Raw genomic sequence first — 22,642 nt, 5'->3', positions numbered from 1 at the left:
CCTGAAATATCAAATGCTGTAGGGCGATCCGTGTGGGGCCGGCCGCGCCGGCGCCACACGTGCGCGTCAATCCTTAAACGTTCTGCCGTTCGCCTTGCGGGTCGAAGAACACCGCTGAACAGATCTCCGCTTCGATCACGCTGCCATCGGCCTGCGGCGAGAACACGCGCTCGCCCATGCGCTTGAGGCCACCCTTGACCACACCCATCGCGAACGAATAGCCCAGCGAGTTGGCGGCGTAGCTGGAGGTCACGTGACCGACCATGTCCATCGGGATCGGTTGCTTCGGATCGAACACCAGTTGCGCCCCCTCAGGCAGCCACTGGGTCGGATTGACCGGCTTGAGGCCGACCAGTTGTTTACGGTTTTCCCGTACGCAATCTTCACGGTTCATGCCACGACGGCCGATCCAGGAGAACGGCTTGGTCCGCCCGACGCACCAACCCATGTTCAGGTCGTCCGGGGTCATCGAGCCGTCAGTGTCCTGGCCGACAATGATGAAGCCCTTCTCGGCCCGCAGTACGTGCATGGTTTCGGTGCCGTACGGGGTCAGGTTGTAGGGCTTGCCCGCTTCGACGATCTGCTCCAGCACGCCCATGGCGTAGTTGGCCTGGATGTTGATTTCGTACGACAGCTCACCGGTAAAGGAGATCCGGAAGACCCGCGCCGGCACCCCGCCCACCTTGCCTTCCTTCCAGCTCATGAACGGGAAGGCGTCTTTGTCCAGGTCGATATCGGTGACCTGTGACAGCAGTTTGCGGCTGTTCGGCCCGGACAGGGTCAGGGTCGCCCAGTGGTCGGTGACCGAGGTGAAGTACACCTTCAGGTCTGGCCATTCGGTTTGCTGATAGATCTCCAGCCACTGCAGTACGCGTGCCGCGCCGCCGGTGGTGGTGGTCATGACAAAGTGGTTCTCACCCAGGCACGCCGTGACACCGTCGTCGAAGACCATGCCGTCTTCTTTGCACATCAGGCCGTAACGGGCCTTGCCCACGTCCAGCTTGGTCCAGGCGTTGGTGTAGATGCGGTTGAGGAACTCACGGGCATCTGGGCCCTGGATATCGATCTTGCCCAGGGTCGAGGCGTCGAGCAGGCCGACGCTGTCACGCACCGCCTTGCACTCACGGGCAACGGCGGCATGGATATCTTCGCCTTTGCGCGGGAAGTACCACGGCCGTTTCCACTGGCCGACGTCTTCAAACTCGGCACCGTTTTTCACGTGCCAGGCATGCAGCGCGGTGAAGCGCACCGGCTCGAACAGGTGACCGCAATGCCGGCCCGCCACTGCACCGAAGGTGATCGGCGTGTAGTTCGGGCGGAACATGGTGGTGCCCATTTGCGCCACACCAATGCCCAGCGAACGGGCGGCGATGGCCAGGCCGTTGATGTTGCCGAGCTTGCCCTGGTCGGTACCGAAGCCCAGCGCGGTATAGCGTTTAACGTGCTCGACCGACTCAAAACCTTCGCGGGTGGCCAACTCGATAGCCGCGGCCGTCACGTCGTTCTGTTGGTCGACGAACTGCTTCGGTGCCCGTGCCGTGGGTTTGTCATGCGGCACCTGGAACAGCGGCACAGTGGCTTCTTCATGGCGCGCCAACACCTTGGGCAGCACCCCGGTGACCGCCTTGAAACCGGCTTCGGTTGCAGCCCGTACACCGCCTTCAAAACCATCGGCCAGGGTATCGCCGAGGCTGTAGACACCGTTCACACCGCCGACGCAGACGCGTCTCTGCGGGGCATCGCCCGGCACGAAGCCGAGGATGTCTTCACGCCAGACCGGCTTGCCACCCAGGTGCGAAGCCAGGTGAACCACCGGGCTGTAGCCGCCCGAGCTGGCCACCAGGTCGCACTCCAGCCACTCGCCTGGGCTGGTCACGCTAAAGGCTCTTGCATTAATGGCCGCAACACGCGCCGAGGTGACCCGCTTGCTGCCTCGCGTCTCTATCACGGCACTGGACGTCAGGATACGAACCCCCCGTGCCCTCACCTCCTCTACCAGCGCACCGCGCGGTGTATGACGGGCATCGGCCACCGCCACGACGGTCAGCCCAGCATCAAGCCAATCCAGCGCAACGCGGTAAGCGTGGTCGTTGTTGGTCGAAAGCACCAGTTTCTTGCCCGGTGCTACGCCGTAGCGGCGCACGTAAGTCGACACTGCACCAGCCAGCATGTTGCCCGGCACGTCGTTGTTGCCATACACCAGCGGACGCTCGTGGGCGCCAGTGGCCAGCACCACCTGCCGTGCACGCACGCGGTGGATACGCTGACGCACCTGCCCCAGTGGCGCGCGATCGCCCAGGTGGTCGGTCAGGCGCTCGTGGATGGTCAGGAAGTTGTGGTCGTGGTAGCCGTTCACGGTGGCCCGTGGCAGCAAGGTCACTTCGCGCATGCCCTTGAGTTCGGCCACGGCGGCCGCCACCCACTCCGCGGCAGGCTTGCCGTCGAGGCTTTCGCGGGTGTCGAGCAGGCTGCCGCCAAACTCTTCCTGCTCATCGGCAAGGATCACCCGGGCGCCGCTGCGGCCAGCCGCCAAGGCCGCTGCCAGCCCAGCCGGGCCGCCGCCAACCACCAGCACGTCACAGTGCTGGTTCATGTAATCGTAGGTGTCCGGGTCGTTTTCCAGCGGCGAACGGCCCAGGCCGGCCGCTTTGCGGATGTACTTCTCGTAGGTCATCCAGAACGACTGCGGGTACATGAAGGTCTTGTAGTAGAAGCCCGGTGGCATCAGCTTGCCACCGACCTTGCCCAGGATCCCCATCACGTCGTTGTTCACGCTCGGCCAGCCATTGGTGCTGGTGGCCACCAGGCCGGCATACAGTGCCTGCTGGGTAGCGCGCACGTTCGGCACCTGGGTGGCTTCGGTGGCACCGATCTGCAGGATCGCGTTCGGCTCTTCGGCACCGGCGGCGATGATCCCGCGAGGGCGCGAGTACTTGAAGCTGCGCCCGACGATGTCCACGCCGTTGGCCAGCAACGCGGCCGCCAGGGTGTCACCGGCATAGCCCTGATAGCTCTGGCCGTTGAAGGTGAAGTTCAAGACTTTGCTGCGGTCGATACGACCGCCGTTGGACAGGCGATTGACCTGGCTCATACCTTTTCTCCCTGACCACTGACTGCCAACTGCGGGCTGGTGTTTTTGCCGGTCACTTGTGGCTTGGCGCCAATTGGATAGGTTTCCAGAATTTCGTAGGTCACCGTGTCACGGGTGGCATTGAAGTACTGGCGGCAACCGGCGGCGTGAATCCACAGTTCGTGGTGCAGGCCGCGTGGGTTGTCGCGGAAGAACATGTAGGTGCCCCATTCCTCATCGGTGCAGGCATCCGGGTCGAGCGGGCGCGGGATGTGCGCCTGGCCAGCGGCGTGGAATTCCTCTTCGGAGCGCAGCTCGCCACAGTGGGGACAGAAGATGTGCAACATGGTCAGGTTCTCCTGTTAGTGGGCGACAGCGGCAGCGCCGTGTTCGTCGATCAGTGCGCCGTTGTAGAAACGGTCGATGGAAAAAGGCGCAGCCAGCGGGTGCATTTCACCCTTGGCCAGGCTGGCGGCAAAGACGTTGCCTGAACCCGGCGTGGCCTTGAAGCCACCGGTGCCCCAACCGCAGTTGAAGAACAGGTTCTTGACCGGGGTCTTGGAAATGATCGGGCAGGCATCCGGCGAGGTATCGACGATGCCGCCCCACTGCCGGTTCATGCGCACACGGGACAGGATCGGGAACATCTCGACGATGGCCTGCAGGGTGTGTTCGATCACCGGGTACGAGCCGCGCTGGCCGTAGCCAACCCAACCGTCGATACCGGCGCCGATCACCAGGTCGCCCTTGTCCGACTGGCTGATGTAGCCGTGCACGGCGTTGGACATGATCACACTGTCGATGATCGGTTTGATCGGCTCGGACACCAGTGCTTGCAGCGGGTGCGACTCCAGCGGCAGGCGGAAGCCGGCGAGCTTGGCCATGTGCCCGGAGTTACCGGCGGTGACCACACCGACCCGCTTGGCGCCAATGAAGCCCTTGCTGGTTTCAACCCCGATGACCACGCCATTTTCCTTGCGGAAACCGGTGACTTCGGTTTGCTGAATCAGGTCCACGCCCAAGGCATCGGCGGCGCGGGCAAAGCCCCAGGCCACGGCGTCGTGACGGGCAACCCCGCCGCGGCGCTGCACGGTGGCACCGATGATCGGGTAGCGGGTGTTCTTCGAGCAGTCCAGGTACGGAATCTCGTCGGCCACTTGCTGGGCGTTGAGCAGTTCGCCGTCCACACCGTTGAGACGGTTGGCACTGACCCGACGCTCCGAATCACGCATGTCCTGCAGGGTGTGGCACAGGTTATAGACGCCGCGCTGGGAGAACATCACGTTGTAGTTGATGTCTTGCGACAGGCCTTCCCAGAGTTTCATGGCGTGTTCGTAGAGGTGCGCCGACTCATCCCACAGGTAGTTGGAACGCACGATGGTGGTGTTACGGGCGGTGTTGCCACCGCCCAACCAGCCCTTCTCGACCACCGCAACGTTGGTGATGCCGTGTTCTTTGGCCAGGTAGTAGGCCGTGGCCAGGCCATGCCCGCCGCCGCCGACGATCACCACGTCGTAGACCTTTTTCGGGGTCGGCGTGCGCCACATGCGCTGCCAGTTTTCATGGTGGCTCAGCGAGTGCTTGAAAAGGCCGAAGCCCGAGTAGCGTTGCATAGTCAGTTACTCCTCAACCACTCAGCGGTAAACCGGAAAGTCTGCACACAGTGCCGACACGTTTTTCGCCACATCGGCCTCGACATCGGCATCGCCAAGGTTGTCGAGAATGTCGCAGATCCAGCCGGCCAGTGCGGTGCACTGGCTGACCTTGAAGCCGCGCGTGGTCACCGCCGGGGTGCCAATGCGCAGGCCGGACGTGACGAACGGCGACTGTGGGTCATTCGGTACGGCGTTCTTGTTCACCGTGATATGGGCACGGCCCAGGGCAGCATCGGCCTCTTTGCCGGTCAGGCCCTGACGGATCAGGCTGACCAGGAACAGGTGGTTATCGGTGCCGCCGGACACTACATCGTAGCCGCGGTCGATGAACACGCCAGCCATGGCCTGGGCGTTGTCGATCACTTGCTGCTGATACGCCTTGAAGCTGGGTTCCAGGGCTTCCTTGAAGCACACGGCCTTGGCCGCGATGACGTGCATCAGCGGCCCGCCCTGGCCGCCGGGGAACACCGCCGCGTTGAGTTTCTTCTCCAGTTCTTCGTTGGCCTTGGCCAGAATCAGGCCGCCCCGTGGGCCGCGCAGGGTCTTGTGGGTGGTGGTGGTGACCACGTCGGCGTACGGCAGCGGGTTAGGGTACAGCCCGGCCGCGACCAGGCCGGCCACGTGCGCCATGTCGACGAACAGGTAAGCGCCCACTTTGTCAGCGATCTGACGGAAGCGTGGGAAATCGAGGGTTTTCGAGTAGGCCGAAAAACCGGCGATGATCATTTTCGGCTTGTGTTCCAACGCCAGGCGCTCGACTTCGTCGTAGTCGATCAGGCCGGTGGTGGTGTCGATGCCGTATTGCACCGCGTTGTAGAGCTTGCCGGAGAAGCTGACCTTGGCGCCGTGGGTCAGGTGGCCGCCGTGGGCCAGGCTCATGCCCAACACCGTGTCACCGGCCTGCAGCAGGGCGAGGAACACCGCCGCGTTGGCCTGGCTGCCGGAGTGCGGCTGAACGTTGGCGTAGTCGGCACCGAACAGTTGCTTGGCACGGTCAATCGCCAGTTGTTCGACCTTGTCCACGTGCTCACAACCGCCGTAGTAACGCTTGCCCGGATAGCCTTCGGCGTACTTGTTGGTCAGGCCGCTGCCCTGGGCCTGCATCACGCGCTTGCTGGTGTAATTCTCCGAGGCGATCAGTTCGATGTGATCTTCCTGACGCTGCTCTTCGGCATTCATCGCCGCCAGCAGTGCATCGTCATAACCCTGGAGTTGATCGTTTTTACTGAACATGCTCTCTCCTCATGACGGAGACCTTCCGTCGCTGTTTTTTTTGTTGAGCCGATTGTGCAAAAACGACAGGTGTCATGTTTGTCTGATATCGACATCCAAATGCCCGGCAATCCCTCCAAGGGCCAGGCACCAAGCCCCCACAAGGTGTACTATCCGAGCGCCTGGAAGCAGGCAGGGACAACAAGAAAAATAACCCGTACTGCGATGTCTCGATGCTAATGCCGGAGAACGCATTACCGATGCATAAGAGGAAAGAACATGGCCCAGATATTGAAGGGCACAGCCGCTGCGGATCATTTGGCCAAGGCGCAAAAGCCGGTCAAGACCATCGGTTTTCTGGTGCTGCCGAACTTCACTACCATCGGTTTCGCGTCGGCCGTGGAAACCCTGCGCATCGCCAACATGGCCGCGCATCAAATCTTGTACCGGACCGTCATCATTGCTGCCAATCACGACCCGGTGACCGCCAGTAACGGCATGCGCGTGCTGCCAGACTACGCCATCGAAGACGCACCCGACCTCGACATTCTTTTCGTGGTAGGCGCCAACCCTATCGTTTCCGACCACAGCAGCCGACCACTGCTCAATTGGCTGCGCAAGCTGGCCCATCAACACATCCCATTGGGAGGGATCTGTACCGGAAGCCACCTGCTGGCCCGCGCTGACCTGCTCAAAGGCTACCGTTGCACCATTCACTGGGAAGACATCGAAGCACTCAAGGATCGTTTCCCCGGGATCATCATTTCCAATCAGTTGTTCGAACTGGACCGCGACCGTTACACCTGTTCAGGCGGCGTCGCCGCCATGGACATGATCCTGCAACTGGTCGCCCGCGAACCCAACGGCTCAGAGATCGCCGCGCGGGCTGCCGAGCTGCTGTTGTGTGACCGGGTGCGCGGCGCGCGCGAGCAGCAACGGGTACCGTTGCGCAGCAAGCTGGGCACGTCTCAACCCAAGCTCAGCCAGGTGGTGGCCATCATGGAAGCCAATCTTGAGGAGCCAGTAGGGCTGGATGAACTGGCCGCCTTGAACGATGTGTCGGTGCGGCAACTGGAGCGTTTGTTTAACAAGTACCTGCAACGTACCCCGAGCCAGTACTACCTGGAATTGCGCTTGTCGAGGGCGCGTCAGTTGCTGCTGCGCAGTGAGTCCCAGGTACGCGATATCGCCCTGGCCTGCGGTTTCGCCTCGCCTGCGCACTTCTCCAAGTGTTACAGCCGATTCTTTGGCCTGTCCCCCATGGGCGAGCGCAAAAAAGGCGCATTGCAGTAACGTCTTTGGAACGCAGTCTTGAACTGCAATGGCATCCTTCGCAGTGCTTGCATCGCAGGCAAGCCTGCTCCAACGAAAACCGAGCCGCCTGTAGGAGCCGGGCTTGCCCGCGATGGCATCGGTGGGGTGCCAGTACCTTCGCGGTGCTTGCATCGCAGGCAAGCCTGCTCCAACGAAGACCGAGTCGCCTGTAGGAGCCGGGCTTGCCCGCGATCGTATCGCTGTGGTGCCAGAGCCTTCGCAGTGCTTGCATCACAGGCAAGCCTGCTCCAACGAAAACCGAGCCGCCTGTAGGAGCCGGGCTTGCCCGCGATGGCATCGCTGTGGTGCCAGTGCCTTCGCGGTGCTTGCATCGCAGGCAAGCCTGCTCCAACAGGGCTGTAGTTCAATCGTGTGGGATGCAGGCCTGCCTGGTGAATCAATCAGTCCCGCAGCGCTGCATGCGCTGTTTCCCGCACCGACAGCATCGCCACCAGCGCGACCAAGGCTGCCGCCAACAAGTACCAGGCAGGCGCCATCTTGTTGCCCGTCAGCTGGATCAACCACGTGGCGATAAACGGCGCAGTACCGCCAAACAAGGCGTTGGCGATGTTGAAGCTGAAGGCAAAGCCGCTGAAGCGCACCCGGGTCGGGAAAATCTCTGCGAGAAAACTCGGCAAGGTACCGTCGTTCATGGCCAGCATGGCGCCGAAGATGATCTGGATCATCAGAATGACCACCAATGGCTGATGATCCAGCATGCCGAACAATGGGAACGTCAGTAACAGGAACAACACCGACGCCATGACCAGCATGGTCTTGCGACCGAAAAAGTCGGACAGTTTGCCCATGAGGAAAATCAGGCCGATGTAGGTCGCCAGTGAGACGGTCGAGGCAATGAAGGAGTCGCTCTCACTCATCCCCATTTCCGTCGACAGGTAGGTCGGCATGTAGCTGAGCAACAGGTAAAAGGCCACAGCGTTGAGGCAGGTGACGCCGATACCGATGATGACGCTGCGACGATGCACGGTCAGCAGTTCGCGGATCGGCGCTGCTGTGGCACATTCCTTGTTTTCCAGGCGCTGCTCCATTTCCAGGAACTTGGGGGTGTCCTGCAGGCTCATGCGGATGTAACGGCCGACCAGGCCAAAAGGTGCTGCCAACAAGAACGGCACGCGCCAACCCCAGCTTTGCATGTCTTCGCTGCTCAACAGGCCATGCAGGCCCGCAACGAAGGCCGCGCCGAACAGCAACCCTGCGGCAGTACTCGCAGGCACGATGCTGGTGTACAGCCCTCGCTTGCCTTGTGGCGCATACTCAGCAAGAAATGCCGAAGCACCGGCGTACTCACCGGAAGCAGAAAAACCCTGGACCAGTCGGATGAGCAATAGCAACGCCGGCGCCCACAAGCCGATGTGCCCATAGGTGGGCAGGACACCGATGCAAAACGTCGAAATGGACATGATCAGGATGGAATAGGACAACGCATTTCGACGCCCATACTTGTCACCGAAGTGCCCCCATACCAATCCGCCCAGAGGACGAACGATAAAGGACAAGGCGAACACGGCAAAGGTTGCCAGCAAACCCGTGGCTTTATCGGTTTGCGGGAAAAAGGTGGCGGCGATGACTGTGGCCAGATAGCCGTAAGCGGCGTAATCGAACCATTCGACGAAGTTACCCATGAAACTGGCACGCGCTGCCTTGCGCAGTGCCTGCCGTTCAGCGTCTTGCTCGCGTGAGTGAAAACGGGATGACGTCAGCGTGGAGGTGGTAGACATGACAAGTACCCTTTTTATTGTTATTTCCGGCGAAATGTAGGGCTGGCTCGCTTCTCCCCTGGCAACGTTGGCCAGGGAAAAAAAAGCCGCACATCCCTGTGCGGCGTATCGCGTTTACTTCTTGATGATGTTCTTCTCAGGCCCGTAAGGGAACTTGGTGATGTTCTCCGAGCCCTGCTCGTTGACGATCAGGATGTCGTGTTCACGATAGCCACCAGCACCTGGCATGCCTTCTGGCAGCATGATCATCGGCTCGATCGACACCACCATGCCCGGCTCGAGTACTGTATCGATATCCTCGCGCAACTCCAGGCCCGCCTCGCGGCCGTAGTAGTGGCTGAGGGTGCCGAATGAATGACCGTAACCGAAGGTACGGTACTGCAACAGGTCGTGCTGAAGGTAGATCTCGTTCAGCTCGCGAGCGATGTCGCTGCAACGCATGCCAGGCTTGATCAGCTTCAGGCCCGCTTCATGAACCTGGACGTTGACGTTCCACAAGCGCAGGTGCTCGTCGGAGCAATGATCGAGGAACAGGGTGCGCTCAAGGGCGGTGTAGTAACCCGCGATCATCGGGAAGCAGTTGAGGCTCAGAATATCCCCTTTGTTGACCTTGCGACTGGTCACTGGGTTATGGGCGCCGTCGGTGTTGATGCCCGACTGAAACCAGGTCCAGGTGTCCATCAGCTCGCCTTCAGGGAAGCTGCGGGCGATCTCGCGCACCATCGCCTGAGTAGCGTGCAATGCCACTTCGTATTCAGGCACCTGGTCACGCAATGCCTCGACTACCGCCGCACCGCCGATGTCGGCGATGCGCGCGCCATGACGAATCATGACGTGTTCTTCTGCGGACTTGATCATGCGCATACGCATGCAGGGTGCGGCGATGTCGACCAATTGCGCCTGCGGATAACGCGCAGCGAGCTTCGCATGGTTCTGCAGGTTCAGATGGTCGAACTCGATACCGATGCGGCCCGCTTTGGGAAGCGCTTGCTCGATGGCGACGAAGAAGTTGTCGCGCTGCCAGTCGGTGTAGACGATGTTGTCGGTGCCCACGGTACGACGCCATGGCTGGCCACCGTCGATGTTGGCGCTGATCGACACCACCTTGTCCTGGGTCACGACCAACGCGTAAGGGCGGCCGAAGGAGCAGTAAATGAAATCGCTGTAGTAGTTGACGTTGTGGTAGGAAGTGAACACCGCCGCATCGATATCCTGGGCCGCCATATAAGCACGCAGCTTGGCCTGGCGATCGGCATATTCCTGCTCGGAAAAGGTCGATTGGACTTTATCGCCGTTGCGGATCTGGATTGTTTTTGGCATTTGCATCGTCTGTGTTCCTTGTCATTGTTAGCGATTCGGTACACCGCTTTTGGCCGGGTCCGTGAGGAGCATTGCAGCAGATACCCGGGGGCATCTTTTGTACGTGCCCGACCCGAAATTGGTTAGATCCGAATCGTGGACACTACGGCCAAAAAAAACCGGCCCCGAGAAATCTCGGGGCCGGACAGGTGTCGCGCCAGTAATGCCCTCAATGCAGCGGCGGGGAACTCATGCGACGACGATGCACGCGCTCATCCTTAGGCGGAACGCCATAGTGCTCGCGGTAGCGCTTGGAGAAATGCTGGGTTGAAATGAAGCCGCACTCAGTCGCTACCTGCATTACCGGCAGCGCCGTCTGCCTGAGCAGTTGCCGTGCCCGCATCAACCTCAACTTCTGGTAATAGCGCATGGGGGTACTGTAGAGATACTTCAGAAACAACCGCTCCAACTGCCGCCTGGAAACACTCAGGTAGCTGGCCAGTTCATCGAGGCTAAGCGGTTCGCGCAGGTTGCTTTCCATCAGCGCCACGACCTCCTGCAGTTTCGGCTGCGCATGCCCCAACATGTGCTTGAGTGGCAGGCGCTGATGGCCCTGTTCGTTGCGCCGGTGATCAAAGGCCAGGGTCTCACAGATCTGCGCCACCAGTTCTGACCCATGCCCCGCACCAATCAACCGCAACATCATGTCCAGGGAAGCGGTACCGCCCGAGGCCGTGTAACGATCGCGGTCAATCACAAACAATTGCGCGCTTAAAGTGACCCCTGGAAAACCCTCCTGCATGTCCATCAGGTAGGGCCAGTCGACACTGCAATCGTAGCCATCAAGCAGGCCGGCTGCGGCCAAGGCCCAGCTCCCAGAGCACACACCGCCCAAGTGCAGCCCCTGTTCGGACTGTGACTTGAGCCAGGACGCCTGTTCAGCAGTACAACTGCGCTCAATGCCTTTGCCGCCACACACAAACAGTGCGTCCATTGCTGGCGCATTACTGGCAGCCGCGTTGGGAGATATCTGCAGGCCATTGCTGGCCCATACCGGGCGACCATCCAGGGTCAAGGTGTGCCAACGGTAGAGCTCCTGGCCCGATAACTGATTGGCCAGGCGCAGCGGCTCAACGGCGCAAGACATGGCCATCAGGGAGAAGTTGTTGACCAGCAAAAAGCCCACCGACTCAAGTACGCGTTCATGCGGACCGTGCTGTTTATCGTCGATTGCCATAGTGGTATTTGTCATCAAAACCTGCCACCTCTGCGCAAGAATTAAGCGCGCTTGAGTGGATTATCAGATCTACAACACCACCAACATTGTCTGAATTCGACCCTCGATTGTTTACATTCGGCGCCCACCTGGCGTGAGCCCATGTCATTTCGAAGGGGGAACAGGCCATATACAGCTGAGCGATAAAGGGCGCCAGCGAGGTCTGGCGTGAAAGGTCGATGCTTTTTTTCATTATTGTCTCTGCTCGGTGATAGAAAGTTACTTCTGGCCTTCTGGTCTCGCCTCTTGCTTTTTTCTGTTTGGGTATGCGAACAGAGGAGGAATATCGTCAACACCCCTTCCTCTCAGCCTCGCCGCCGCACCACAAACATTGAATTGAATGCCCTCATACAACGCAGCATTGACGGATCCCCGAGAAGCATTGCAGCAGATACCCACACGCCGTTTTGTACGTGTCCGACCTGAAGTTGATCAGATCCGCCCTCGCTGATTTTATTGGGCTCAGGCGTGCCAAACTGCTGACGTACACAACTCGATTGGCGTTTTTGCGTATTTCAAATAGCGAAAAGGGACGGCGCCGACGACGTGAGCTCCAAGGCTCAGTGGGATGACCCAGTACATGTTGTCAAGGACGGTACTCTCAGGTTGCTATTTCAATGGGCCACCACGTTTTTTCTGAAATAGCTAATTCACCCGGGCAACACACATAATAAAAAAGCAGAGGGTTGTATGACGATTCGCTTCAAACTCATAGCCGCCTTTATTAGCGTCACCTTGATTCCCGTATTGATGATTACGTTATTTGTCGCCAACCAGGCGATGAACAGGGAACACGAGCAGTTCAACCAGAGCAGTGTTAAACAAATCCATGAAGTGGATAATGCCTTTTCTTTTTTCCTTGAAAGTGTTGCAGAAAACGTCACGCTGTTGAGTCAGACGCAAGTATTGAAGTCCGCCGACAACACCCTTCAGCGTTATATCGAAACATCACACGTGACGAAAATGCACGCCCCTGATAGCGGGGTGGGCGCTGCGATCTATGAGTTGTTCGCACTGATGGGCAAATCGCACCCCAGTTACGCCTACGTCTATGCGGCCACGAGCCAGGGGCATTTTCTGCATTGGCCAGAGTCAGATATCCGCGCCCACTACGACCCACGTGAACGGCCTTGGTTCAAGGCCGCCCTTACGGGCAATGGCAAGCCTGTTCGCACGCAGGCTTATACGTTTGCCGAGGATAACGCCGTTATTGTTTCCACGGCACAGACCTTTATCGATGCCGATGGCGGAACGGGTGTCGTGTCGCTGGACGTTTCGCTGAACAAGTTGACCGAAGTGGCCGGAAAGATCCGTTTTGGTAACAACGGCTATCTGTTGTTAGTGGAGAGTGATGGCAACGTGCTGGCCGACCCAATGCACCCCACCAACAATTTCAAAGCCCTGGCGAGCCTGGGTGACGGGTATGCCTTTCTTGCCAACCAACCAGCAGGTTTCTACACCGTGCAACTGGATGGCAAAGACTACAACGCCAGCGTGTACAAGTCGCAAACCTTGGGCTGGACCTACATTGCCCTGATCGAGAGCAGCGAAATCAACGCTGGCGGCTGGCACCTGGTGTGGGTGATCACATTGCTGGGCGCTGTCCTGGTGATGATCTTCGGGCTGTGCGGCGTAGCACTGTCCCACGTGCTGATTGCACCGATCAACACAACCTCAGCGGGCTTGCGCGATATTGCCAGCGGCGAGGCCGACCTGACGCGCCGTTTACAGATCAAGGGCAACGATGAAACCGCGCAAATGGCCAAGGGCTTCAATGGCTTTGTCGACAGTATCCAGAACTTGATCAAGGATATTCGCGCGTCCAGCGCGCAGGTCGAACAAGGCGCTGCGGCTATCGGTGTCCAGGCCAGCCAGCTCGACGATACGGCACAACGTCAGTCGACGGCGGTGGACATGGTGTCTACTGCGTTCCATGAAATGGTCGCCACCGCCAATGAAGTGGCGATCAACTGCAATCGCGCCGCTGAAGCCGCACAGCACGGCCAGGACCAGGCGCACAAAGGCCAGCAGGTTATCGGGCTCATGGTCAGCCAGGTCGGCAGCCTGGGGGACCGTATTCGTCAGGCCGCGGAGTCGATCAGCCAACTGGAGCACAATACCCAGGGTATCACCGCCATTCTCGACACCATCCGCGGTATCGCTGAGCAGACCAACCTGTTGGCGCTCAATGCCGCCATCGAGGCCGCACGCGCAGGCGATCAGGGACGTGGTTTTGCGGTAGTGGCCGACGAAGTGCGGGCATTGGCCAAGCGCACCTCCGATTCAACCGAACAGATCAACGGCTTGCTCGGCAAACTGGTCAGCAGCAGCCAGAGCGTGGCGATGGAAATGCATCACAGCCTGGTGCAGTCAAACGAATCGGTCGAATTTACGGCTCAGGTGGAGGCAGCATTTGCCGGTGTGCATGAGGCCGTGACGACGATCAAGGATATGAATACCCAGATTGCCACCGCCGCCGAAGAACAACATGCCGTGGCCGAAGACATCAACCGCCATATCGCCGACATTCACAGCGATGCCAGTCGTATCAGTGAAGTATCCAGTGTGTCCAGGACCACCACGCGCTCGCTGACCCAGATCTCAAGCGAGTTGAACACCTTGGTGGGGCGCTTCCGCACCGATTGAGTGCTGTACAGGTGTGTTGGCAGGCTAGGCCTGCAACGGCGTCAACGCGACTTCGCGACGTGGATTTGATACGGCTTGAAAATACCCGCCAGTTTTCCATTGTCGCGCAGTTGCTGCAGCAGCCCCTGGAACGCTTCGCCGCTGATCGGTGCACCGGGGCGCAACAGGGCGAAGTGATGGTAAACCTGATCCACTCGTTCGGAGGCCAACAGCTGTTCAGCGCTGCCAGGATTACGCGCCAGGTAATCCGACAGGTACGAACGGGTAACCAAGGCAATATCCGCCCGGTCGCGCTGAACCATCAACAGGTTGCTGTCGTGGGAATAGGTCAGCGTGGCGTTGTAAAGCTCAGCCAGGTCGCGTGGGTTTGAGTTGAACTTGGCAAAGGCGTAGTGATAGCCACTGAACAGTGCCAGCCGCTTGCCCTGAAGGTCGGCAAAATACGCTTGATCACGGCCAGGCAGGCGATGGGTAACGAACACCTCGGCATCCTCAAGCCCCATGTCGACGCTGGCATGAGGAATCTGTTGCCAGCCCCATTCAGGGTTCTCGAAGATCGCCATATCGATGCGACCGTGCTGGAAGTCGCGAAAGCGTCGCGGGATCGACGTGGGCACCAGAACGAAGCGGTACTGCTGCTGCAGTTGGTTGAGAGCATCGATCAGTTGCGGCAACAAGCCTGTATCAGCGCCTTGCTCGGGGCGTACCGTGTAAGGAGGGAAATGCGCGGCGCCCACCCGGACCTCAACATCCTCGAAGGCACTTGCCGACGGAGCGAGCCACGCCATGGCAAACAGCAGCAGAGCAGACAACAGCGGCGGCAATGGCACGGACTTCAAGGCTACACACTCTCGAGGGACGGGACGTGGACGCCCTTTAAGCTAGGCGTTTTACCACGTTTGCACAACCAAAGAGTAGGCCAGCAAGGGCGCCACCGCTGCCAAAACAGGGGATATCCTAAACGCCGCGCATTGGCTACGCTCTAGCCAGCATATTGGATGGGAAGCGGATGATGGGGCATTGGCTGGTAATCGACCTGGAAGCCACCACTGACGACGGTGGCTGGCCAGTCGCGGAAATGGAAATCATTGAAATCGGTGCCAGCCTGGTCAACCGCGACGGCCGCGAGGTGGACCACTTCCAGCGGTTTATACGGCCACGGCGTCGCCCCCAGCTGACCACGTTCTGCCGCGAGCTGACCCATATCAGCCAGACCAATGTCGATACAGCAGCCTCGTTCATGGAGGTCTGGGCGCAATTCGAGCGCTGGCTCAGCCACCATCAGCCGCACCTTGAGGGGTGGGTCAGTTGGGGGGACTACGACCGCAAGCAGTTGCTGCAGGAATGGCAACAGCATGAGGTCGACAGCCTATTGGCCAACATTCCCCATATCAACCTGAAACAGCACTTCGCCAAGGCCCGACACCTGCAACGTCCACTCGGCCTGAATGGTGCGCTGCAACTGGCCGGCCTGCAGTTTTGCGGGCAGCAGCACCGCGCCCTGGAAGATGCCCGCAACACGGCGCGCCTGCTACCGTTGACCCTGCCTGCCAGCGGCATTTGAAAGCGGATGACGGCAACCGGGCGCTTGGGCATACTGGCCAACCTTTTTCCCCCCTTTTCAGGAGTCGCCCATGTTTAAAGTCAACGAGTACTTTGATGGCACGGTCAAATCCATCGCATTCGGCACCGCCGAAGCTCCGGCCACGATTGGCGTGATGGCTCCGGGCGAATACGAGTTCGGTACCAGCCAGCGCGAAATCATGCATGTGGTCTCCGGCGCCCTGACCGTCAAGCTGCCAGACAGCGACAACTGGGAAACCTTCAGCGCTGGCAGCCAGTTCAATGTACCGGCCAACAGCAAGTTCCAACTGAAAGTCGCTGTCGACACCGCCTACCTTTGCGAGTACCGCGGTTAAGCAATCGTCGCCGGGGTTGCCCTGACCCCGGCACTCACTTCATCAATGAAGCGCACAACCCGGTCTGCCGCCGTCTGTAAATGATCGGCATGACTGAATCCCGACGCCTTGAGTGGCTTCAAGTCATGGTCAGCGGCGTGCAGCCAGCACAGCTCGATGGCTGACGACAACGCATACCCCTCCACTGTTTGGCGATTGCCCAAGGCGTCACGCTCGCCCTGAATGATCAAGGTCGGCGTCTTCAGCGCCGCCAGATGCGCTACCCGCGGTTTTTCCGGCTTGCCCGTCGCATAGAACGGATACCCCAGGCAAACCAGTGCATCGGCGCCCAGTTCATCGGCCAGCAAGCTCGCCATGCGCCCGCCCATGGACTTGCCACCGACTGCCAACACCCCAGCGACCGATGGTCGCACTTGACAGTACACCTCGCGCCAGTATTCGAGCAGTACCGCCTGCGGATTCGGCGGCCTTTTGCCGCCATCCAGCCGCCGCTGAGCCATGTAGGGAAACTCAAAGCGCAACACCCCCAACCCTTGCCCCGCAAGCCTTTGCGCCATGTCTTCCATGAACGCGCTGTCCATGGGGGCACCTGCGCCATGGGCCAGAATCAACACGTCGCGACAGGGTTTATCCCCCTGATTCTGCGGGGCATTCCAGCGCCAGCCACGTGCCGCCACCCGTTGCGCCCATTGATCCCCGTCAATACCGGCCAATTGCCCATTACTCATGCTTGCCTCGCTAATAAGTCTGCCTATAACCGTGGATGGGAACCCATACATGAACACAACCAGCAGTACCGCCTACAACTACAAGGTGGTCCGCCAATTCGCCATTATGACGGTGGTGTGGGGGATAGTCGGGATGGGACTCGGCGTTTTTCTTGCCGCGCAACTCGTCTGGCCTTCACTCAACTTCGACCTCCCCTGGACCAGCTTCGGGCGCCTGCGCCCGCTGCACACCAACGCGGTGATCTTCGCCTTCGGTGGTTGTGCATTGTTCGCCAGTTCCTACTACTCGGTGCAACGCACCTGCCAGACCACGCTGTTTTCGCCGCGTCTGGCCGCGTTCACCTTCTGGGCCTGGCAACTGGTCATCGTCCTGGCTGCCGTATCCCTGCCGCTGGGCTTCACCAGCTCCAAGGAATACGCTGAGCTGGAATGGCCAATCGACCTGCTGATCACCATCGTCTGGGTCGCTTACGCCGTGGTGTTCTTCGGCACGCTGATGAAACGCACCACCAAGCACATCTACGTGGGCAACTGGTTCTTCGGTGCATTCATCATTACCGTGGCCATCCTGCACATCGTCAACAACCTGGAAGTGCCGGTCAGCCTGACCAAGTCCTACTCACTGTACAGTGGCGCCACTGACGCCATGGTCCAGTGGTGGTACGGCCATAACGCCGTAGGCTTCTTCCTGACCGCAGGCTTCCTCGGCATGATGTACTACTTCGTGCCCAAGCAAGCCGAACGTCCGGTGTACTCCTATCGCCTGTCGATCGTGCACTTCTGGGCACTGATCACCCTGTACATCTGGGCCGGCCCCCACCACCTGCACTATACCGCCCTGCCCGACTGGGCCCAGTCGCTGGGCATGGTCATGTCGCTGATCCTGCTGGCGCCAAGCTGGGGTGGCATGATCAACGGCATGATGACCCTCTCGGGCGCCTGGCATAAGCTGCGCAGCGACCCGATCCTGCGCTTCCTGGTGGTATCGCTGGCGTTCTACGGCATGTCGACCTTCGAAGGCCCGATGATGGCCATCAAGACCGTCAACGCGCTGTCCCACTACACCGACTGGACCATCGGCCACGTACATGCGGGCGCCCTGGGCTGGGTCGCGATGATCTCCATCGGCGCGCTGTACCACATGATCCCGAAAGTCTTCGGTCGTGAGCAGATGCACAGCATCGGCCTGATCAACGCCCACTTCTGGCTGGCCACCATCGGCACCGTGCTCTACATCGCCTCGATGTGGGTCAACGGTATCGCCCAAGGCCTGATGTGGCGCGCGGTCAACGCCGACGGCACCCTGACCTACTCCTTCGTCGAGACCCTGGTCGCCAGCCACCCTGGCTTCATCGTGCGCTTCGTCGGCGGTGCCATCTTCCTGACTGGCATGTTGCTGATGGCCTGGAACACCTGGCGCACCGTGACCGTCGCCGCTCCGGCCAAAACCGAAGCCGACGCCGACGCCGCCACCCAGCTGGCCTGAGGAAAGCGAAATGAAACACGAAACTATTGAGAAGAACGTCTTCCTGCTGGTGCTGCTGATGGTGGTCGCCGTGAGCATCGGTGGCCTGACCCAGATCGTCCCGCTGTTTTTCCAGGACGTCACCAACAAGCCGGTCGAGGGCATGAAGCCCTACACCGCACTGCAACTGGAAGGCCGTGACATCTACATCCGCGAAGGCTGCGTCGGCTGCCACTCGCAGATGATCCGCCCGTTCCGTGCTGAAACCGAGCGCTACGGCCACTACTCGGTTGCCGGTGAAAGCGTCTGGGACCACCCGTTCCTGTGGGGCTCCAAGCGTACCGGCCCGGACCTGGCCCGTGTCGGCGCTCGCTACTCCGACGACTGGCACCGTGCGCACCTGTACAACCCGCGCAACGTCGTGCCTGAGTCGAAGATGCCCGCCTACCCATGGCTGGTGGCCAACCAGGTCGACAGCACGCACACCGAGGCCAAGCTGCGCACCATGCGCACCCTTGGCGTGCCGTACAGCGATGCCGACATCGCCGGTGCCCGCGACGCAGTCAAGGGCAAGACCGAAATGGATGCGCTGGTCGCCTACCTGCAGGTGCTCGGCACCGCGATCAAGAACAAGAGGTAAGCCCCATGGACTTCACACTGGATATCGGCCAGCTACGCGGCCTGGGCACACTGCTGGTGATGATCGCCTTCATCGGCCTGGCCTTCTGGGTGTTCAACGCCCGCCGCGACCGTGACTTTGCCGAGGCACGCCTGCTGCCGTTCGCCGATGATCGCCTGCCCCCTACCGCCAATGAACCCGCCTTGAGGAGTACCCGGCAATGACCACCTTCTGGAGTACGTATATCTGCGTACTGACAATCGGTAGCCTGGTTGGCCTGACCTGGCTGCTACTGGCCACACGCAAGGGCGAAAGCAAAGGTTCCACCGACCAGACCATGGGCCACAGCTTCGACGGCATCGAGGAATACGACAACCCGCTGCCCAAGTGGTGGTTCTGGCTGTTCGTTGGCACCCTGATGTTCTCGGTCGGCTACCTGATCCTCTACCCTGGCCTGGGCAACTGGAAAGGCATGCTGCCTGGCTACAAGGACGGCTGGACCGGCGTTAACGAATGGCAGAAAGAGATGGACAAGGCGGACGCCAAGTTCGGACCGATCTTCGCCAAATTCGCCGCCATGCCAGTGGAGGAAGTGGCCAAGGACCCACAAGCCCTGAAAATGGGTGGCCGCCTGTTCGCCTCCAACTGCTCGGTGTGCCACGGTTCCGACGCCAAGGGCGCCTATGGCTTCCCTAACCTGACCGACAATGACTGGCGCTGGGGTGGCGAGCCGGAGACCATCAAGGCCTCGATCCTGAATGGCCGTCACGGCATCATGCCAGCCTGGGCTGAAGTGATTGGCGAACAAGGTGTAGCCGACGTGGCGGCCTTTGTCCTGACCAACCTCGATGGCCGCACCCTGCCAGAAGGCACGAAAGCCGATCCGGCCAATGGCCAGAAGCTCTTCGCAACCAACTGCGTGGCCTGCCACGGGCCTGAAGGCAAAGGTACCCCAGCCATGGGCGCACCGAACCTGACTCACCCACAGGCGTTCATCTACGGTTCGAGCTTTGCCCAACTGCAGCAGACCATCCGTTACGGCCGCCAGGGCCAGATGCCTGCCCAGCAGGAAATCCAGGGTAACGACAAGGTTCACCTGCTGGCCGCCTACGTCTACAGCCTGTCCAAGGGGAACGAACAGGCCTCTGCCAAGTGAAATGATTTTGTAACTGAGGCTTGACTAAAAACGCCGCACCTTCAGGGGTGCGGCGGCTTATCCCCCTCCCCCTCCCGCCTTGCGACCAAGTGTCGCAGCCAAGCACGCCCTCGCCTTGCACCGCCATCAATTGGAACTAAGCTTGTTGCCACAGTGGGTGGAATGAGCGGTCCTGCTGCACTTTCCTGGGGCACTCACCGCCAACGATTCGGCGCAAAGGCTGATAGGGCGGCTCATGTCAGCCATCCTCGACCCGACAGCCGTTTCGACAAACGGTGTACCAGCGCGATTGTCCGGTAATAAAAACCGAAAAATCGTACACATAAAAGTAAATTAACTGTGTACAATTTTCGCGCCAGAAAAGCTCGAAAGGGCCGCAACACACGCTCTGGCAAGGATCGGCGCGGATGCCATCGCGTTGCAATAACCACACGGTTTATACATACTTGCGCCGATTTTTACCCTAAAAAAACACCCAAACCGTGGAACCTTAGAATGAGCACAGCAATCAGTCCGACTGCTTATAACTATAAGGTAGTCCGCCAGTTCGCCATCATGACGGTGGTCTGGGGGATCCTTGGCATGGGGCTTGGTGTCTTCATTGCCTCGCAATTGGTATGGCCCCAGCTGAACCTGGACCTGCCCTGGACGACCTTTGGACGCCTTCGCCCGCTGCACACCAACCTGGTGATTTTCGCCTTTGGTGGATGTGCGCTGTTTGCCACCTCCTATTACGTCGTGCAGCGTACCTGCCAGACGCGACTGATCTCTGACAGCCTTGCGGCCTTCACCTTCTGGGGTTGGCAAGCCGTGATCGTCGGTGCACTCATCACCTTGCCGATGGGCTACACCACGACCAAGGAATACGCAGAGCTGGAGTGGCCGATCGCCATTCTGCTGGCCATTGTCTGGGTGACCTACGGTATTGTGTTCTTTGGCACCATCGTCAAGCGCAAGACCAAGCACATCTATGTCGGTAACTGGTTCTACGGCGCCTTCATCGTGGTCACCGCGATGCTGCACATCGTCAACCACATGTCGTTGCCGGTCAGCCTGTTCAAGTCCTACTCGGCTTACTCCGGCGCCACCGATGCAATGATCCAGTGGTGGTACGGCCACAACGCCGTGGGCTTCTTCCTGACCACCGGCTTCCTGGGCATGATGTACTACTTCGTACCCAAGCAGGCCGAGCGTCCGATCTACTCCTATCGCCTGTCGATCGTGCACTTCTGGGCACTGATCACCCTGTACATCTGGGCCGGCCCGCACCACCTGCACTACACCGCCCTGCCAGACTGGGCCCAGTCGCTGGGCATGGCGATGTCGATCATCCTGCTGGCACCAAGCTGGGGCGGCATGATCAACGGCATGATGACCCTGTCGGGCGCCTGGCATAAGCTGCGCACCGACCCGATCCTGCGCTTCCTGGTGGTATCGCTGGCGTTCTACGGCATGTCGACCTTCGAAGGCCCGATGATGGCCATCAAGACCGTCAACTCGCTGTCGCACTACACCGACTGGACCATCGGCCACGTACACGCCGGCGCTCTGGGCTGGGTAGCGATGATCTCCATCGGCGCCCTGTACCACCTGATTCCGAAGGTCTACGGTCGCGAGCAGATGCACAGCATCGGCCTGATCAACGCCCACTTCTGGCTGGCCACTATCGGTACCGTGCTGTACATCGCTTCGATGTGGGTCAACGGCATCACCCAGGGCCTGATGTGGCGTGCAATCAACGATGACGGCACCCTCACCTACTCCTTCGTCGAAGCGCTGCAAGCCAGCCACCCGGGCTTCATCGTCCGTGCACTGGGCGGTGCGTTCTTCGCCTCCGGCATGCTGCTGATGGCGTACAACGTCTACCGTACCGTACGCGCCTCGAAGCCGGCAGAAGCTGAAGCCGCCGCTCAGATCGTAGTTGGAGCTCACTGATGAAGCACGAAGTAGTCGAGAAGAATATCGGCCTGCTGGCCTTCTTCATGGTCATCGCCGTCAGTATCGGCGGCCTGACCCAGATCGTCCCGCTGTTCTTCCAGGACGTCACCAACAAGCCGGTCGAAGGCATGAAGCCGCGCACCGCACTGGAACTGGAAGGCCGTGATGTATACATCGCCAACGGCTGCGTCGGCTGCCACTCGCAGATGATCCGCCCGTTCCGTGCTGAAACCGAGCGCTACGGCCACTACTCGGTTGCCGGTGAAAGCGTCTGGGACCACCCGTTCCTGTGGGGTTCCAAGCGTACCGGCCCGGACCTGGCCCGTGTCGGCGGTCGCTACTCCGACGACTGGCACCGTGCGCACCTGTACAACCCGCGCAACGTCGTGCCTGAGTCGAAGATGCCTTCCTACCCATGGCTGGTAGAGAACAAGCTCGACGGCAAGGAAACCGCCAAGAAGATGGAAGTCCTGCGCACCCTGGGCGTGCCGTACACCGACGAAGACATCGCCGGTGCCCGCGACGCGGTCAAGGGCAAGACTGAAATGGACGCCCTGGTTGCCTACCTGCAAGGGCTGGGCACCATCATCAAAAGCAAACGGTGAC

At 60.0% G+C, this 22,642-nt stretch carries 17 protein-coding genes and 3 pseudogenes; 11 read left to right on the top strand and 9 right to left on the bottom strand.

The window, feature by feature from the left end:
- Positions 1–73: 73 nt before the first annotated feature.
- Genes AB7M23_RS14080 through glyA form a run of 4 tightly spaced genes read right to left on the bottom strand, consistent with a single transcriptional unit; the run spans position 74 to position 5,958 of the window.
- The gene (locus tag AB7M23_RS14080; protein WP_454241099.1) at positions 74–3,091 is read right to left on the bottom strand and encodes a sarcosine oxidase subunit alpha; all 3,018 of its coding nucleotides are present in this window, start codon (positions 3,089–3,091) and stop codon (positions 74–76) included.
- Complete coding sequence (locus AB7M23_RS14075) at positions 3,088–3,417, bottom strand: sarcosine oxidase subunit delta (RefSeq protein WP_099773991.1); 330 nt, start codon at positions 3,415–3,417, stop codon at positions 3,088–3,090. Before AB7M23_RS14075 ends, AB7M23_RS14080 begins: the two co-directional genes overlap by 4 nt.
- Positions 3,418–3,432: 15 nt before the next feature.
- Complete coding sequence (locus tag AB7M23_RS14070) at positions 3,433–4,683, bottom strand: sarcosine oxidase subunit beta family protein (protein WP_099773990.1); 1,251 nt, start codon at positions 4,681–4,683, stop codon at positions 3,433–3,435.
- Between the two features lie 21 nt (positions 4,684–4,704).
- On the bottom strand, positions 4,705–5,958 hold the full coding sequence (gene glyA, locus AB7M23_RS14065) for a serine hydroxymethyltransferase (RefSeq protein ID WP_454241098.1): 1,254 nt from the start codon (positions 5,956–5,958) through the stop codon (positions 4,705–4,707).
- Between the two features lie 258 nt (positions 5,959–6,216).
- Here glyA and AB7M23_RS14060 point away from each other — a divergent pair, with 258 nt between their 5' ends.
- Complete coding sequence (locus tag AB7M23_RS14060) at positions 6,217–7,230, top strand: GlxA family transcriptional regulator (protein WP_454241097.1); 1,014 nt, start codon at positions 6,217–6,219, stop codon at positions 7,228–7,230.
- A 422-nt stretch (positions 7,231–7,652) separates the two neighbouring features.
- On the opposite strand, the gene AB7M23_RS14055 is transcribed toward AB7M23_RS14060, so the two are convergent.
- From AB7M23_RS14055 to AB7M23_RS14045, 3 genes and pseudogenes are all read right to left on the bottom strand, one after another.
- Positions 7,653–8,990 carry an MFS transporter gene (locus AB7M23_RS14055; RefSeq protein WP_454241096.1) on the bottom strand — a complete coding sequence of 446 codons (1,338 nt, stop codon included), beginning with the start codon at positions 8,988–8,990 and terminating at the stop codon, positions 7,653–7,655.
- Positions 8,991–9,104: 114 nt separating this feature from the next.
- Positions 9,105–10,316 carry a M24 family metallopeptidase gene (locus AB7M23_RS14050; RefSeq protein WP_065761236.1) on the bottom strand — a complete coding sequence of 404 codons (1,212 nt, stop codon included), beginning with the start codon at positions 10,314–10,316 and terminating at the stop codon, positions 9,105–9,107.
- Between the two features lie 238 nt (positions 10,317–10,554).
- Positions 10,555–11,526 (bottom strand): annotated as a pseudogene (locus AB7M23_RS14045) (GlxA family transcriptional regulator); the annotation flags it as partial.
- Between the two features lie 729 nt (positions 11,527–12,255).
- Here AB7M23_RS14045 and AB7M23_RS14040 point away from each other — a divergent pair.
- Positions 12,256–13,350 (top strand): annotated as a pseudogene (locus tag AB7M23_RS14040) (cache domain-containing sensor histidine kinase); the annotation flags it as partial.
- Positions 13,324–14,089 (top strand): annotated as a pseudogene (locus AB7M23_RS14035) (methyl-accepting chemotaxis protein); the annotation flags it as partial. The pseudogenes AB7M23_RS14040 and AB7M23_RS14035, both read left to right, overlap by 27 nt.
- 163 nt (positions 14,090–14,252) lie before the next feature.
- Here AB7M23_RS14035 and AB7M23_RS14030 read toward each other — a convergent pair.
- Positions 14,253–14,999, bottom strand: a complete 747-nt coding sequence (locus AB7M23_RS14030; RefSeq protein ID WP_065761240.1) for a substrate-binding periplasmic protein — start codon at positions 14,997–14,999, stop codon at positions 14,253–14,255.
- A gap of 224 nt (positions 15,000–15,223) precedes the next feature.
- Here AB7M23_RS14030 and AB7M23_RS14025 point away from each other — a divergent pair, with 224 nt between their 5' ends.
- Entirely contained in the window at positions 15,224–15,775 is a 552-nt protein-coding gene (locus AB7M23_RS14025) for an exonuclease domain-containing protein (RefSeq protein WP_330523899.1), read from the top strand.
- 70 nt (positions 15,776–15,845) lie between these two features.
- On the top strand, positions 15,846–16,130 hold the full coding sequence (gene ppnP / locus AB7M23_RS14020) for a pyrimidine/purine nucleoside phosphorylase (RefSeq protein WP_454241095.1): 285 nt from the start codon (positions 15,846–15,848) through the stop codon (positions 16,128–16,130).
- On the opposite strand, the gene AB7M23_RS14015 is transcribed toward ppnP, so the two are convergent.
- Positions 16,127–16,858, bottom strand: a complete 732-nt coding sequence (locus AB7M23_RS14015; RefSeq protein WP_454241094.1) for an alpha/beta family hydrolase — start codon at positions 16,856–16,858, stop codon at positions 16,127–16,129. The genes ppnP and AB7M23_RS14015 overlap by 4 nt on opposite strands.
- A gap of 49 nt (positions 16,859–16,907) precedes the next feature.
- Here AB7M23_RS14015 and ccoN (AB7M23_RS14010) point away from each other — a divergent pair, with 49 nt between their 5' ends.
- The 6 genes from ccoN (AB7M23_RS14010) (at position 16,908) to ccoO (AB7M23_RS13985) (ending at position 22,641) form a co-directional block, all read left to right on the top strand.
- Positions 16,908–18,344 (top strand): cytochrome-c oxidase, cbb3-type subunit I, encoded by a 1,437-nt coding sequence (gene ccoN, locus AB7M23_RS14010; RefSeq protein ID WP_454241093.1) that lies wholly within the window; start codon positions 16,908–16,910, stop codon positions 18,342–18,344.
- Between the two features lie 10 nt (positions 18,345–18,354).
- Positions 18,355–18,963: a cytochrome-c oxidase, cbb3-type subunit II gene (ccoO, locus tag AB7M23_RS14005; protein WP_065761969.1), complete on the top strand. Its 609-nt coding sequence runs from the start codon at positions 18,355–18,357 to the stop codon at positions 18,961–18,963.
- Positions 18,964–18,968: 5 nt separating this feature from the next.
- Positions 18,969–19,166, top strand: a complete 198-nt coding sequence (locus AB7M23_RS14000; RefSeq protein ID WP_454241092.1) for a cbb3-type cytochrome oxidase subunit 3 — start codon at positions 18,969–18,971, stop codon at positions 19,164–19,166.
- The gene (ccoP, locus tag AB7M23_RS13995) at positions 19,163–20,098 is read left to right on the top strand and encodes a cytochrome-c oxidase, cbb3-type subunit III (protein WP_065761967.1); all 936 of its coding nucleotides are present in this window, start codon (positions 19,163–19,165) and stop codon (positions 20,096–20,098) included. Before AB7M23_RS14000 ends, ccoP begins: the two co-directional genes overlap by 4 nt.
- Before the next feature lie 495 nt (positions 20,099–20,593).
- Positions 20,594–22,033 carry a cytochrome-c oxidase, cbb3-type subunit I gene (ccoN, locus tag AB7M23_RS13990; protein WP_099773980.1) on the top strand — a complete coding sequence of 480 codons (1,440 nt, stop codon included), beginning with the start codon at positions 20,594–20,596 and terminating at the stop codon, positions 22,031–22,033.
- On the top strand, positions 22,033–22,641 hold the full coding sequence (gene ccoO, locus AB7M23_RS13985) for a cytochrome-c oxidase, cbb3-type subunit II (protein ID WP_065761564.1): 609 nt from the start codon (positions 22,033–22,035) through the stop codon (positions 22,639–22,641). Before ccoN (AB7M23_RS13990) ends, ccoO (AB7M23_RS13985) begins: the two co-directional genes overlap by 1 nt.
- Position 22,642 lies beyond the last annotated feature (1 nt).

The organism is Pseudomonas sp. HLS-6 TE3448 (assembly GCF_053629555.1).
This window is presented reverse-complemented; position numbering and strand designations above follow the sequence as displayed.